At 60.3% G+C, this 15,184-nt stretch carries 11 protein-coding genes; 4 read left to right on the plus strand and 7 right to left on the minus strand.

Annotated features, from left to right (window positions below):
- The first annotated feature begins 307 nt into the window (after positions 1 to 307).
- Positions 308 to 1,321 (plus strand): polysaccharide deacetylase family protein, encoded by a 1,014-nt coding sequence (locus ACVWYP_RS07275; RefSeq protein WP_304498227.1) that lies wholly within the window; start codon positions 308 to 310, stop codon positions 1,319 to 1,321.
- A gap of 123 nt (positions 1,322 to 1,444) precedes the next feature.
- Here ACVWYP_RS07275 and ACVWYP_RS07280 read toward each other — a convergent pair whose 3' ends face one another.
- The 4 genes from ACVWYP_RS07280 to ACVWYP_RS07295 form a co-directional block, all read right to left on the minus strand.
- On the minus strand, positions 1,445 to 2,386 hold the full coding sequence (locus tag ACVWYP_RS07280) for an FkbM family methyltransferase (RefSeq protein ID WP_304498228.1): 942 nt from the start codon (positions 2,384 to 2,386) through the stop codon (positions 1,445 to 1,447).
- 83 nt (positions 2,387 to 2,469) lie between these two features.
- The gene (locus ACVWYP_RS07285) at positions 2,470 to 3,894 is read right to left on the minus strand and encodes an oligosaccharide flippase family protein (protein WP_304498229.1); all 1,425 of its coding nucleotides are present in this window, start codon (positions 3,892 to 3,894) and stop codon (positions 2,470 to 2,472) included.
- Between the two features lie 389 nt (positions 3,895 to 4,283).
- Positions 4,284 to 5,402 (minus strand): Wzz/FepE/Etk N-terminal domain-containing protein, encoded by a 1,119-nt coding sequence (locus ACVWYP_RS07290; protein ID WP_304498230.1) that lies wholly within the window; start codon positions 5,400 to 5,402, stop codon positions 4,284 to 4,286.
- 167 nt (positions 5,403 to 5,569) lie between these two features.
- On the minus strand, positions 5,570 to 7,051 hold the full coding sequence (locus ACVWYP_RS07295) for an undecaprenyl-phosphate glucose phosphotransferase (protein ID WP_304498231.1): 1,482 nt from the start codon (positions 7,049 to 7,051) through the stop codon (positions 5,570 to 5,572).
- A gap of 180 nt (positions 7,052 to 7,231) precedes the next feature.
- On the opposite strand from ACVWYP_RS07295, the gene ACVWYP_RS07300 reads away from it, so the two are divergent.
- The 3 genes from ACVWYP_RS07300 (at position 7,232) to asnB (ending at position 10,647) form a co-directional block, all read left to right on the plus strand.
- Positions 7,232 to 7,960 (plus strand): polysaccharide biosynthesis/export family protein, encoded by a 729-nt coding sequence (locus ACVWYP_RS07300; RefSeq protein ID WP_456684010.1) that lies wholly within the window; start codon positions 7,232 to 7,234, stop codon positions 7,958 to 7,960.
- Between the two features lie 22 nt (positions 7,961 to 7,982).
- Positions 7,983 to 8,612 carry a hypothetical protein gene (locus ACVWYP_RS07305; protein ID WP_456684011.1) on the plus strand — a complete coding sequence of 210 codons (630 nt, stop codon included), beginning with the start codon at positions 7,983 to 7,985 and terminating at the stop codon, positions 8,610 to 8,612.
- A gap of 295 nt (positions 8,613 to 8,907) precedes the next feature.
- On the plus strand, positions 8,908 to 10,647 hold the full coding sequence (gene asnB / locus ACVWYP_RS07310; RefSeq protein WP_304498233.1) for an asparagine synthase B: 1,740 nt from the start codon (positions 8,908 to 8,910) through the stop codon (positions 10,645 to 10,647).
- 151 nt (positions 10,648 to 10,798) lie between these two features.
- Here the strand turns inward: asnB and ACVWYP_RS07315 are convergent, their stop codons facing one another.
- The 3 genes from ACVWYP_RS07315 to ACVWYP_RS07325 all read right to left on the minus strand — a co-directional run bounded on the left by ACVWYP_RS07315 (position 10,799) and on the right by ACVWYP_RS07325 (position 15,139).
- Positions 10,799 to 11,977: an acyl-CoA dehydrogenase family protein gene (locus ACVWYP_RS07315; protein WP_304498234.1), complete on the minus strand. Its 1,179-nt coding sequence runs from the start codon at positions 11,975 to 11,977 to the stop codon at positions 10,799 to 10,801.
- A 65-nt stretch (positions 11,978 to 12,042) separates the two neighbouring features.
- A complete protein-coding gene (locus ACVWYP_RS07320; protein WP_304498235.1) occupies positions 12,043 to 14,058 on the minus strand; it encodes a non-ribosomal peptide synthetase in 2,016 nt (671 codons plus the stop codon).
- A 40-nt stretch (positions 14,059 to 14,098) separates the two neighbouring features.
- Entirely contained in the window at positions 14,099 to 15,139 is a 1,041-nt protein-coding gene (locus ACVWYP_RS07325) for a thioesterase domain-containing protein (protein ID WP_304498236.1), read from the minus strand.
- Between the last annotated feature and the right edge of the window lie 45 nt (positions 15,140 to 15,184).

Consider the following 15,184-nt stretch of genomic DNA (forward strand, 5'->3'; position numbering starts at 1 on the left):
CCGGCATCACCAGTGGCCGGTGCACTCTGTGTCCGACGAAAAGCTACCGTGAAAGCAGTTCGATGCAGGCGGCGCATTCAGAGTGGAGGCGATGAAATCTGGGGTACCCAGTAGTGAGTACCAGCGCCGTGGTTGCCAGAGCGACGCGGTTTGTTGATAAATGGAGGGCTGTTTCCCATCGGAAACATTGCTGTGTTCACGACGGCTATTTGAGGATGAGCATGGGGAGATCGCACACGCAATCAAATGAGCACCGAAGCCGCTTGGTCGGCTTGCACGCAATCAGCCTGTCCGGTGGTGGCTTCGCGTGAAGCGACTTCTCAGCCGAACCATATTCCATGCGGCTAGTTGGGCGGGATTTGCGCCTGCTTTGCGCAAGGCATTTGCCGGCAGGGCCGCTATCCTGATGTTCCATGAGATTCAGCAGGACTGGCACTCGGAGCTGAAGACCGGTGCATCGCCTGATTTCCTTGAATACACTCTGAAGTGGCTGCGCCAGCAAGGATGGGAGATCGTCAGTCTCGATGCATGTCTCGAGCAGCTGGCGGTGGATCCGCAACCCCGCCGGTATGCGGTGCTTACCTTCGACGACGGCTACAAGGACAACGTCACGACTGCATTGCCAATCCTTGAGCGAAATAACGCGCCCTTCACCGTCTATGTTCCAACGGGTGCGGTGACGCGAACGATGCAACCGTGGTGGCTGGGCTTGCGCGACCTGTTCCGCTCGAGAGACAGTCTTGCGATCGACGCAATGAACATGCGATTCAGCTGTCGCGATTTTGACGAGAAAGCATCGGCCCTGGAGAAGGTGAGCAACTGGGTCCATGAGGATTACCAACGAGTCGAAATGCTCGCCCCTACCTTCAGCAAGGCTGATCTATCGCTGGAGGCCTTGAACGACACCTATTTCATCAATGAGCGCGAGCTCCAGGCCCTGGCACGACACCCCCTGGCTTCGATTGGCGGACACACGGAATCGCATCCGGCACTCGCGTACCTGAATGCAGCTTCAGCGCGCGCCGAAATGGCGGGTAATCGCACCTATTTGGAGGGACTGCTTCAGCGCCCGGTTCGGCACGTCGCTTTTCCCTACGGCAACTCCAGGGCATGCGGTCCTCGAGAACAAGATCTCGCGGTGGAAGTCGGTTTTTCGACTGCAGTCACAACTCGGCATGGACAGATATCTGATCGCGAGCCGAATGTTTTTGGGCTTCCCCGCATCGCGGTCGGAGGTCCATCCGACGACAGAGTTCCGTTCGAAGGGCGAATGAATGGCGTCCAGTCGGCGGTCGAGATGCTGTTCGGTCGCAGCAATTGATATCGTGCATTCTGATCGCGTCGGAGAGCCGAGTGCACGCGAATTTGGCTTGGGCGCGCGAAGCGGATTGAGCAGCCGGCGATCTCGTGCGCCGGGATCGGCCGCCGGCAGCGCTCCACACGATCATGCGTGACTTGCGATTCCTGAGATCCAGCGGTGGAAGCCGGAGCCGGGTGGGCAGGTCGCGAAATTGTAGCCGATCTTGGGGTTCACCTTCAGGCGATCCAGTGTGCCGAGGTCGCTGACTCTCGTGACTGACCCGTCCGCAGCAAGAGAAAACACTGGAAGTCCGAGTGCCTCGAACACATACCTCGTGGTCGCGTGGCTGCGATCCTGGCCATGATCTTCGTAGATTATCAGCGTGTCGCGCTTCAGAACTTGACGGGCGCCCTTCAGGGCCGCAACCTCCTGGCCCTCGACGTCGAGCTTGATGACGAGCCGATCGCGGTCGGTCAGCTGCTGGTCCCTTGCCAGCGCATCGATCGTTATCGACATGACGGGTTCGGTATGTGACGGACGGCTGCTCTGCGACGTTACGATGTGTCGGGCCGAATGAGGTCCGTCGTCGGAGAAGAACAGGCTGCGCCCGTCGTACTCGAACAATGCCCTGCGGCAGATCTCGAAGCGCTGATCATTCGCGTCGCGGTTCTGCTCGAGAATTGCAAGCGTCTCCCGTGAAGCCTCGACGGCAATCGCGCGCTTGCGACCCAGCATTTCCGACGTGACGAGAACGGACCAGTATCCGATGTTCGCACCGCAATCGAAAAACGTATAGTCGGTATCCTTCAGCCGCAGCAGAAGCGTCGCTATGTCCGGCTCGTAGGTCATGCCGGGCTGGCCGATGAAGAACGCATTCCAGTAGACGTCGTTCAGCTCAAAGTACAAGCGGCTGCCGTCGGCGAAATGCACGCAAGACAGCTGGGAATGCAGAAGCGGCTTGACCGCCCGCATGGCAAGTCCCATGCCGCGCCCGGTACTCCGCGCAACAACGGTGTGCAGAAGCCTCACCAGGCCCATGGAAAGCCGGCTCCCTGACACCTCGTATTCGAATGTACCCCGGTCCATCAGGTACCGCCTCCCGTGCGTAAGTCCGATTGCAGCAGCCGCGTCCTCGGATGACAGCGAACGCATTCAACTACCTCCCCAATTCATGTACGCGTGTCCCGACTGCCGCGAGCAGGCTGCAGGTCAAGAATGGTGGCGCTGGCTTCCGGCCGTATTGCCTCGGTACGCGGTTCGGATGCGCCTCTCCCCGTTGCGCGCCTGACCAACGCGAGGAGCGCCGTGGTGGCCGTGATATCGATCCCTTCCGCCGAATAAATGTAGGCCGCTGTCCATGCCCTGGTTGCGATGCCTGCGCAGGCGCCGGCAACCGCCGCTCCTATTGTCCCGAAGGCCAAGGTCGCGCCGATCATGGCCAGGATCCCCACCGCCCAGGTGATCACCACGATGTGCATCGCGGCGCGCTGATGCCCCGTCATGTTCAAGGCGATGGGGCCGATCCCGAAATATGTCGACACCAGCATGCCGATTGCCAGGACCATCAGGACGCTGTAGGCGCGAGTGAAAGTCTCTCCGAACGCCATCAGCGCGAGGTCGCCGCCCAGCGCCAACGTCGCCACGCAGCCGAGGACGGCGACAAACGCACCCAATGACGCTCCCGACGTGACGCGTGTGATTTCCGCATGACGATTCTCATCGAACAGACGTGCGATGAGGGGCGCCGCCGGAATACAGAAGGTCGCCAGGAAGAAATCAAGAAGGAGCGCGATCCGGCTGGCAGCGTAGTAATATCCAGCGGCTTCCGGGCCGACCATGACCGAGATGACGACGAGGTCGATCGTGCCGCCCATGATACTGGTGACGCTGGTTACCCAGAACGGTCCCGAACTGGAAAGGACGTCGCCAAGCCGGTCGTTGGACCGCCTCACCGCCATGGTGAAAACCTTACATCCCTCCGCGAGATGCCGTAGGTAAATGTTCTGAGCGGCGATCAGCACGACCAGGATTGCAGTCGCAATCAGCAGAACGTCTTGCGCCGGCAGCGGATGGCCATACGTCGCGAACAGAACGGCGCCCAGCAATATGATGAGAAATCGCCACAACACATCCTTCGACACGAGTGCGAGATTGACGGAGCCGAGCGCGCGCCCCAGCGAGCTCTGCATTTCGATCAAGGACAACGGCAATATCAGCAGTACGCTCGTGGCATATAGCCAGCTTCCGAATATCCCGCCGCGGCCGTGAGCGGCGACGAACGGAAGGAGGGCGATTACGGTCACGGCAACGCTGCCCAGACATGCCACTCGAAGCCGCTTCGCGACGATCGAGCCGATCTCCGGGTAGTCTTTCCGGGCGGCGATGCTTGGTATTTCCCGCAACACGCGAAATTGCTGACCGACGAGGCCGACCGTGGAGGCGACGAGCGCGAACGTCATCAACGACATGAGCGCGCCGTATTCCTCTATGTTCATCATCCGCGCAAAGCTTACGCCGAAGAGGAACGAGACGACCGCGCCCGAGCATCGGTATGCCAAAGCCAGCCATGACTGCCGGAAGACATTGCTGAACATGGTCGCCGGTCCGCCGGGCGCTCGGGTAAAGCTCGTCATTGCTCAAGCCAACGTTGGTGGACGCCACGCGGCGCCCAGTAATTGTGATCGAGCTCTTGCCCGAAATTCCCGGTTCGGCGCACCTCGTGGGCGGAGGAGCGGACTGCGCGGAGGCTGAGCGTTCAAAGGCGACTCATTGTCAAATCGACACATTGTCGCAGGGTCGAATATAACCCCACGGCTGCGGAGAGCGTTCGGCCCTTCTGGATTACCCACTCCGGTGGCCGCAGCGGGAAGCATGCTGCCTTCATCGCGATGAAGGCGGTTCGCCGACGCGCACTGTTCGACGGTGATGTACGGGGGCATTTCAATCGAGCTTGCGTATCGCGATCGGGAGCCAATTCATGCGCCTATAAGTCAGGATTGGCCTCCTTGTACGTATGTTGTTTCTCGACCTTGAACGAACCATCGAAATGGGGCTTGACGCCGCTCGCCTTGAGCCCCTGGACCACTGCAGTTCCTCCGGGTGCGGTGCCTGCAGACCTGCGCGCGGGGGCGCGTTCCCGGTCAGACCTGTCGCGTAGCAATCCAATTCCAATCCCCAGAAGCATGCCGCCGAGGATCGCCGATCCAAGTATCAATCGGGCGTTTGGCGAGCTGGCCGTGTAGGGATGAGACACCCCGGTGAGCAGACGAGCCTCGAACACCGGCGCGGATTGCTGCTGCATGGCGTCCATGTAACGCAACATGCGGAGGAAACTGTCATACGTCTTGGCGGCGGCGTCCGCCGTGGCTTCCAGTTCGCGGAGTTCGTCTTGCGTCGTTCCGGTCGATTGCGCCGAGGGTGGACCTGCCGCGGCGGTGTTCGCGGGAGCCGCCATGCCAGTCTTGTAATCCGCTACGGCCTTTTTGGCAGTCGACGCCTGGCTGCTCAATTCGTTGACACGATCCTTGACCCATTTCTCGTTTTGCAGACCCCATTTGTATTTCGCGTCCATCTGCGTCGTAATGTAGGTCTCTACGATGGTGTCCAGGACCTGCGCTGCCCGATCGGGGTCGGCGGAGTTGAAGGCGAGATCGACAATGTAGGTGAGGCCGGCGCGCTTCACCGAGAGCTTGCGCGCGAATGCTTCCATCGCATCACGCGTGACGACGTCCGTGTCCGGTCTGCTCCAGCCGAGCATCCCTGATATCGACCGGCTGAAGCGGTGCAGGGCGCCGCTGGAGAATTCCCGATCCCCCGCCAAACCGAGCTTCGCGATCGCCGCGCGAGCGACACTTTCGGACTTCAGGATTGCGACCTGGCTTTCGACGGCCGTCGTTGCCGACGCCGTGTCGTTGGAAGAAGCCGACTTGGCGTCGACGATGAGTTGCGCGGTTGCCGTAAACGTCGGAACGGTGACAACGAGATAGAGCAAGCCGGCGCCAAACATCAGAAAACACGTCAGCAGTATGATCGAGAGGCGGCGGCGCAAAAAGGCGAAGCCCTCCGCCACGAATTCGGCCGGCGAACCAAATTCAGGCGGCATCGGGTCCTGAGGTGCCGAATTGTCTGTTCTGTGAGTTTGCAGCATTTGTCTCGAACCTGCAGTTACTGGTGGCCTACCGAAGCCTCCGCCGATCAAACCGGAACGGGATCGATTGCAATGCCCTTGCGGTCTTGCTGTACGGAGTGCACGCAGCAATCGACATCGCGTTAACAGGCATTCCAATAGACCTTTCTGGAGAAGAGGGTCATGACGATGATCTTGAGATCGAGAAGGAATGACCAATTGTCGATGTAATACAGGTCGTGCTCGACACGGCGTTGCATCTTCTCCAAGGTGTCGGTTTCGCCGCGATAGCCGTTGACCTGTGCCCAGCCGGTAATGCCGGGCTTGACGTTGTGGCGGCGGGAGAATGACGAAATCAGGCGGGCGAAGCTCTCGTTCTGCGAGGTCGCGTGCGGACGCGGTCCGACGAGTGACATATCGCCGACCAGCACGTTGAAGAGCTGTGGAAGCTCATCGATATTGCTGTGGCGCATGAAGCGCCCCAACCGGGTCACGCGTGGATCGTGCCTGGTCACCTGCTTGAAATTGTCGCCGTCCTCCATCACGGTCATCGATCTGAATTTCAGCACGCGAATAGTCTCGTTGTTGTAGCCGTGCCGCGTCTGACGAAATAGCACCGGCCCGGGGGAATCGAGCTTGATTGCGAGTGGAAGGATGACGAAGAGGGGACTGATGATGATAAGTCCGACAGTTGCAGCCGCGATGTCGAAGGCTCGTTTGATTGCCCGGTGGAACGGCGTCAGCGGAGACTGGAAGATCCGCATCGTCACCATGTTGCCGAACTGCGTGATGCGCGACACGGCCATGAGGTCGATTGCGCCGACCGGGACGACGTGAACGTCAACCGGGAGCTCTGACAGGGCGCCGGCGAGCGCGAGGGCAGCCGGAACATCCGACTCCGAGGTCAGAATGACAATGTCATCCGCTCGCAGCGGCCGGCACTCCGCGATCAGTTCTCGGACATGGGATCGCACCTCCGGTGCCGAAGCGCCAGTGCGAAAGGTCGGCAACTCGAACGAGCGAATGGTCCGGATTCCGGTGGCGCTCACTCGTCCGGAAAAATTCAAGCAGTGGCCCGGTTCACCTATGAGGATGACGCGCCTGGCATCGATCAGTCCGGATGCGATGGCAGGTTGCAGCAACGAGAAGCATATTGCCCGCGCGCAGAGCACCATGACGATGACGCTTGCTGCCTGGGCCATCACGGTCGCGCGCGAGTAGCCGTCCGAGATCTTGAGAAGAAATATCGTCGAGATGAAGAAGGAGAATACGAAGAAGACGGCGCTGACGCCGCTCCACATGAAGATGTGCCGGGGCTGCGTCTGGATCCGCGAATACTGCCGCAGCCCAACGGATACGAGCAGCTGCAACGTGGCAATCAGAATGGATTCCAGGATATATTTGGGAGTGTCCGGATAGTCGAGCTGAAGGACCAGTCGGTAATAGAGGACGGCGGCGGCAAAAGCCCCAACGGCTACGAGGACGAACTCGGCGCCTGCCGCCAATACCAGCAAGGCGGCCAATCGATTCTTGCCAATGTCAGCCGGAATTGCCTTGCGGCCAGTGACCGAATGCGCCGAACGCTCGGTAGGAGCCGGCGAATTGGTGAAAAACGCATAACTCACCGGTTACTCCCAAGCAGTCCGTCAAGCAGTCCGTCCCCCTGACAAAAACAATAGCATTCGGGTCAGGAGGCGGACTGGCAATAAATGGGTAGCCGGGAGTAACTACGATGGTCAGTTGAGCCGAGGCGCTGCGGGTTTAGATTGTCGATCATTCAGTGAGACCGAGCCATCGAGCACGCCATGCCGAACGCCAAGCTGCGTAATTTCTTTCATCTTGACAACCGTGGCGGTCAATCCGGCCGTTGTGTCAGATGGGGCCTGGTGGCTGTTGGCCTGACGATTTCCGCTCAGGCGAAAGCCGAATATCGAGTGAACGTCGGAGATGTTCTGGAGGTCGCGGTAGCCGGCGTGCCGGAGCTGCGGCAGCGTGCTCCGGTCCAGGTCGATGGCAATATCTCGTTGCCGCTGGTTGGGATGGTCCCGGTCGCCGGCCTGCCGTTGCAAGAGATTCGGGCCAAGGTCGGGGCCGCACTGACGAGCAAGGTCTTTCGACAGAGGACCGTGGACGGCCGCGAGGTCGTGGTCGTGATAGATGCAGATCAGGTCACGGCGATCGTGGCGGAGTACAGGCCTGTTTACGTCAACGGGGACGTGTCGAAGCCGGGCGAGTACCCTTATCGTCCGGCGAGCACCGCGCGCCAGCTCATCGCCATGGCGGGTGGCTACGACATCATGCATATCAGGATGAATAACCCGTATCTCGAGTCAGCTGACCTGAGAAGCGAGTATGGATCGCTCTGGACAGAACTCGCCAAGGAACAGGCGCGTATGTGGCGCATCAAGAGCGAACTCGGGGAAAGGGACGCAGATCAATCCAAGCGCTTCTCTTGCCGACGTGCCGATAGCCCGGTCGGCGGTTTCGGAAATCGTCAATGCGGAAGCCGAATATCTGAAGACGAAGCAGAGTGACTATCAGCAGGAAAAGGCGTACTTGCAGCGCAGCGTTCGGCAGGGAGACGACGAGGTCCGCGTACTATCGGAGCAGCAAAAGAAAGATGAAGAGGGACTTCAGTCCGACGTCGAGGACCTTCAGAAAGCGACCGACCTGTTCGGCAAGGGATCGTTGATCAGCCCTCGCGTGACGGATGCGCGTCGCGCGGTTCTGCTGTCGGCGACCCGGAGGCTGCAGACCTCTGCGCAATTGCTCCAGGTCAAGAAATTGCAGGACGAGTACGCCAGACGGTTGGCAAAGCTCGACGATCAGCGGAAGCTTGATCTGTTTCGTGAGCTGCAAGAGACCAGCTTAAAGCTCAATCAGATTCGCGAGAAACTGCAGAGCGTCGGCGAGAAGCTTCAGTACACTTCGATGGTTCGATCGCAGCTCGCACGGGGCGCCGGCAGTAAGCCGGATATTGTCATTATTAGAAAGAGCGAGAAGGGACCGGAACGGATTGTCGTGAACGAGGACGCTGAGTTGCAGCCGGGCGACACCATCGAGGTCTCGCTGCGATACCAGGACGGTCCCGACGCGTCACCCCGAAAGCTGAGCAGTTCAAATGCCCCCGTCGTGATAGGCCGGTCTGAGGTGACCGCGGCAGACTCGCGGCGCGACAGCAGGTGACGAAGCCGGAAGCGGCATCGTGGTCGAGATCGGCACATCAAGCGAGGCGAGGAATTTGCACTCCGGTCGATCGCATGAAGCGGCCGGTCAGCCCGCATCAGGGACTACCTGGAATTGGAAGACACGAGCAGCCATGGAGTTTGATGCCGCTTGTCCGCATATTTTATCGCCTATCCGACGGTGACGCCGCTTAGGCAGAGGGTAATTCCGCTTGATCTGAACCTTGAATATTTTGTGACCTTGACCGTTCTCGATCCGCTCTTCCGCTTCTCTGCGATCTAGAACTCACAGAAGGGTGACCTCCTTGTGCGGCTTCGTTGGCATCTTTGGATTTAAGGATTCGATCGAGACGGTTCGCAGCCGGGCGCTCGAGATGGCCAAGACAGTCAGGCACCGCGGGCCAGACTGGAGCGGCATCTACTCCAGCGACGGCGCAGTGCTCGCGCACGAGCGCCTTTCCATTGTCGACGTGGAGCACGGTGCTCAACCCCTTCTCGACGTCACCGCGGGTCGGGCGTTGGCCGTGAACGGAGAGATCTACAATCATGTCGCTTTGCGCGAGGCACTGAAGCTGCCGCACGCTTGGAAGACGAAGTCCGACTGCGAAATTATCCTCTATCTCTACGACGAGTACGGACCTGCCGTGTGCAATATGCTGAGTGGAATTTTTGCATTTGCCCTCTTCGACGAGCGCAGTGGCGATTTCTTCGTCGCCCGAGACCACATCGGCATCGTTCCGCTTTACATCGGATGGGGCAGCGACGGCACGACTTACGTCGCGAGCGAAATGAAGGCTCTCGATGGCGTATGCGAGACGATCCGGGAGTTCCCTCCGGGACATCATTACAGCGGAAAGGCCGGACAGTTCGTCAAGTGGTATGATCCACAGTGGGCACATACTCTTCCAACGAGGAAGGTATCCCTGCAGGAACTCCGGACGTCGCTCGAAGCTGCGGTCAAGCAGCAAATGATGTGCGATGTGCCTTACGGAGTGCTTATTTCCGGGGGGCTCGACTCTTCGCTTATCGCGGCGCTCGCGGCCCGCCACCGCTTCAAGCGGATCGAGTCGGGAGAAACCGAAGAAGCATGGTGGCCGAGGCTGCACTCGTTCTCCGTCGGCCTCGAAAACTCACCTGACATGAAGCATGCGCGAGACGTGGCGGCTCACATCGGCACGGTCCATCATGAGATTGTCTTTACCGTGCAGGAAGGGTTGGACGCATTGCCGGACGTGATCCGGCACCTGGAGACCTTTGATGTCACCACCATTCGTGCCGGCACGCCGATGTACCTCATGGCGCGTAAGATAAAATCAATGGGCATCAAAATGGTGTTGTCCGGAGAAGGCGCTGACGAGGTATTTGGCGGCTATCTCTACTTCCACATGGCACCATCAGCGGAAGAATTCCATGAGGAGACCGTCCGAAAGATCTTTGCGCTCAGCAAGTATGATTGCTGTCGCGCGAACAAGGCAATGGCGGCCTGGGGGGTCGAAGCTCGTGTGCCCTTCCTGGACAAGGAATTCCTGGACTACGCAATGTCGATAAACCCCGCCGAGAAAATGTGCCCTGGGGAGAAAATCGAGAAGGGCATATTGCGGGAAGCATTTACCGATCTGTTGCCGCAAGCGATCTTGTGGCGTCAGAAGGAGCAGTTTTCCGACGGGGTGGGGTATAGCTGGATTGAGAGCTTGAAACATCAAGCCGAGAATAAAGTCTCGGATCAGATGCTCGCGGAGGCGAGCAAGCGCTTTCCGCGGCAAACGCCGACGTCCAAAGAGGGATATTTCTACAGGACCATCTTTGATGGCGTTTTCGACAACCCGACAGCCTGCCTAACTGTCCCCGTCGGTCCTTCGATCGCATGCTCCACGCCGACCGCGTTTCTCTGGTCTCAGCAATTTGCGAGCATGAATGACCCATCTGGAAGGGCAGTGAAAGGGATACACGTTCAGGCCATTGATCATGTTCAATCAGCTGGAAGCCTCGGCAGTTCGGAGGCCTCATCGAGCGAACGGGTTGCAGCGGCGGAGTGAAATCGGTGAATCCGGCGCGCCGTTTGCTGCGTCGGTCGCCGCGACCGGCCCGGATGCCGAATCGATCCAAGCCCGGACCGCCGCACGAAGAGCCGGCACTCGGCCTTCCTGCAACCAATGCCAGAGCGACGTCGTCGGCGCCGCATCAAGATCATGACATCGACGCGACCACCTCAAGCATCACCTCCGTCGCGCCGCCGGCGATGGAGAGGACGCGCGCGTCACGCGCTACGCGCTCGATCGCGCTCTCGCGCATGACGCCCATAGCGCCGTGGAACTGCACGCACGCATATGCGACCTCGTTGACGAGTTCGCCGCAGATGGCCTTCAACATCGAGGTCTCGCGCAGGCAATCGTCGTCGGCCGCCATGCGCCAAGCAGTGGCATAGAGAAACTGACGGCTTGCCTCTACTTTCGCAGAGAGCATCGCGAGACGTTGACGGATCGCCTGCATGTCCCAAAGGACGCCCCCGAATGCGCGGCGGGTCTTCACGTAGGTGACGGTCATATCGATCGCCGCCTCGGCCATCCCTATCGACATGGCGGCGAGGACAAGGCGCTCGTTCTGCAAGTTTCGCATGATTGAGTAGAAGCCTTGTCCCTCCGCGCCAAGCACGTTCTCGGCGGAGATGCGGCAACCGTCGAAGACAAGTTCCGCCGTGTCGGAGGAGCGCCAGCCGAGCTTGTCCAGCTCGCGCGCGACGCTGAAGCCTGGCGTCCCCTTCTCGACGAGGAACATCGTGATCCCGTTGGTTCCTGCCGCGGGATCCGTCTTGGCCGCGACGCAGTAGAGATCCGCGTGGACGCCGTTCGTGATGTAGAGCTTCGTGCCGTCGAGCACGTAGGAGTCGCCGTCTCGAACCGCGCGCGTGCGGATGGCTTTCACGTCCGAGCCCGCATCCGGCTCCGTGATGGCGACCGCGGTGATCACCTCGCCGCTGACAATGCCAGGCATCCAGCGGGCCCGCTGGGATTTGGTCCCGTCGTGAAAGACATACAAGGACGCCATGTCGGCATGGACGAGCATCGCGTCGGCGACGCCGCCATAGGTCGAGCGCCCGAGCTCCTCGGCGAAGACCGTTGACGCGACAGAGTCCATTTCGGCGCCGCCATACTCAGCCGGGTAGCGGATGCCGAAGAAACCGAGCTCGCCCATGCGGCGCAGGATCGAACGCGGAATGAACCCGTTCTCTTCCCAGCGATCCGCGCAGGGCTTGATTTCCTCCTTGACGAACCGGCGGACCTGGTCCCGTAAGAGCTCATACTCCGCCGCCATCCAAGGCAGCTCCGGCTCTCGCGCCGACATCCAAGCTTTGTCCATCGTCTTCATCCGATCTGCTACGAGCTGACTCAAAGGCCTGTCCCGACGCCCAAGACCGGGCGGAGGCCTTCCGGCTAGAGTTCGACCTCCTCTCTCGGTCCCTCCGAGAGGGAAGGGGTATTGGAACCGGCCACCCAGCGCATGCCGTCGATGATTTCCGCCAGTTCGGCCAGTGTCGGGCGCTCAAAGAGGTTGCGAAGCTGCACGTCGACGCCGAAGATCTTTCGCATGCGCGACACCGCTCGCACCACCAGGAGCGACTCCCCGCCAAGGTCGAAGAAGTTGTCGTGGCGTCCGATCGACTCGAGTTTCAGGAGTTGGCACCATAGCGCGGCCAGGGTCTTCTCGGTCTCTGTCGAGGGGGCGGCGAAGACTTGCGCCGGCTGGATGTTTTCCGCCGTCGGCTCGGGAAGCGACGAGCGGTCGATCTTGCCGTTGGACGTGAGCGGCATCCGCTCGAGGCGAACGTAGTGCGTCGGAATCATCGACTCCAAGAGTTCTTCGGCGAGGTGCGCGCGCAGGTCCGCCACGGTCGGAGCTTTCGACGAGACATAGTAGGCCACAAGCCGTGCGATGCCGTCTTCGGGCGTCGACGGTTCGACATGGCCGTTCGTTTTCTGCGTCGCCGCTTTCGTCATCGAGGTGGCGATGGCGACGACGGCGCATTCCTGAACTTCCGGGTGCTTGAGCAGCCGAGCCTCGATCTCGCCCAGCTCGATACGGGTGCCACCGACTTTCACCTGATGATCGGCGCGGCCGAGAAATTCCAGGCGTCCTTCGGAGTTCCAGCGGGCGAGATCGCCCGTCTTATAGAGCCGCAGCTTCGAGCGCCCATCTCGGGGATCGGCGACCGTGCGGAAACGTTCGTCGGTCAGATCAGCGCGATTGAAATAACCTCTCGCGAGACCGTCGCCGGCAATGAACATCTCACCGATGATCCCGGGGCCGGTGGGCTGATATTCCTTGCTGAGGACGTAGATTCCCGCGTTCGCGGCCGGAACGCCGATCGGCACCGATGCGGATTGATCCCGGTCGGTGTCGAAACGGTGAATCATGCAGCCCACCGTGGCTTCGGTTGGTCCATACTCGTTGTAGATTTCGATGGGATGGGGAATAGCGTTGGTGATGTCGCGAGCCAGCGCGGCCTTAAAGTCCTCACCGCCCACGATGAACTTGCGCAGTCTTGTGGTCTCAAGATTGCGGTCGCGGATCATCGCGAGATGCGCCGGCGTCAGCTTGATGATATCGACCGCATTGTCGTCGATCACCTTGAGCGCGACCATGCTCTGCACTCCGGGATCGCCAAGATAGACCACAATGCGGCCGCCGGTGATGAGTGGCGTAAAGAGCGTTGTGACGGTCAGGTCAAATGCGAGGGATGAGAAGAGGGGCCATGCGAGGCTCTCGCCGGAACTGTACACCTGGGCGGCCCACCAGATGTAGTTCACCAGGCTCCGGTGCTCGATCTCGACGCCCTTGGGCGTGCCGGTCGAGCCCGAGGTGAAGATGATATAGGCGGCGCCGTCCGGCGTGGCCGCGGACGGCCGGGCCGAGGCCGGCTGATTCATGATCGAATCGAAATCGGCGTCGAGCACGAAAATGTCGGCAAGGTCCGGGGGAATGCCGGAACGTAGGCGCGACTGGGTGATCGCCACCGGCGCCCGCCCGTCGGTCCCGTTGGAAATGTCCTGCAGGATTGTTGCGATACGCCCCTTCGGCGTTGCCGCATCCACCGGCACATAGGCTGCGCCGGACTTCAGGACACCCAGGATCGCAACGACGACTTCAATGGAGTGCTCCATGAAAACAACGGCGATCCGGCCCGGACCGACGCCGGTCGAGCCCAAATGCGCGGCCATCTGGTTGGAGCGTTCGTCGAGCTGCCGGTAGGTCAGCGTTGCATTGCCAAAGCGGATCGCTTCGGCGTCAGGACTGCGCGTCGCCTGGTCGCGGAAGAGATCGATGATCGTCCTGTCCGACGGATAGCGTGTTGCCGTGGCGTTGTAATCGACAACCAGCGCCTGATGATCGGAATCCTTCAGCAGAGGAAGCGCGACGCCCTCCGGCGCGATAGGTAGGACTTCGTTCATGAAATACGCTCCCATCGGGAAAACTAAAAATCAAATCACGTCAATCGTTCTGCTTTTGGGTTGCCTGGCGATAGAGGTCTGCGATGGCAGGTGCGTCAGGTTCCATCAGCATCGTGGCTTCGTTGCAGTCATCGGGCCCGAAGTAAAATTCGGCATGCGGTACTACTGGTAGCCATCGGTGTGGCGCGGCACCCGATCGCAGCCACGCTTTGTTGGGAAGAAATATGCAAACCCGACCCGAATACGCAGTGGGAGCGTACCGCTGAAAGGCCGCGATCGCCGTGGATTTGAGTAGAGCCCTGCTCGCCAACACCGGATCTGCCGCGACAGGCTCTTCGCTCTTGCCAACGAGGGGGACGAAGGCGCGGAAGTGCTCGCGGAGGCGACTGCCGAAATATCGAAGACGGGCGCTGAATGTCGGCAGCTTCGCTGTCTCATGCAGGAACGATTCCGCCTTGCCCCGGGCAAGGAAATACAGCCGGCGCGGCCATTCCCCATAGGTGGTGGGGTGAAGCGGGCCAAACAGCGCAACGCATGAGACCTCCGCTTCCCGTTGTCCCAGGATTTGCGCCAGCTCGAAAGCTGTTGAAGCGCCGGAGCAATAGCCGGCGATGATGTACGGACCGGTCGGTTGATATTCGACGATCTGGCGGGCGAAGTACTCGGCGATATCTTCGACGCGGTCCATCGGCTCGCTCTGCCCATCGAAGCCAGGCGGTTGGAGTGCGTAGAACGGTTGATCGCCGCCCAGGTTCTTCGCGAGGTCCAGGAATGAGGACGGTGCCCCGACATGACCGGGTACGGCGTAAATGGGCGTGCGTGTTCCGCCGGACTGCAACGGAACGATTGCAGGCGATTGCGTGGCGGCGGCCGTGGCCATGTTCAGAAACGCGATGATCTCGCCCTTCCGACCCTGCAACTGATCGCGAAGCTCCGCCGTCAGCGCGCCGGCCGGGGCGTTGCAGCGCAGCCGGTCGCCCTCGACCCAGACCTTGATGTCCTTGACCGCGAGGTCTGCGAGCAGCTCCGAAAACTGCATCACCTGCGCTGACATCGGGCTTTTCATGGATGAAGCTGACATTTCCTGTTCCGTGCGCCATCGCGGTATCTTCGACCCCGGATGACA

Source organism: Bradyrhizobium sp. USDA 3262 (assembly GCF_054060035.1).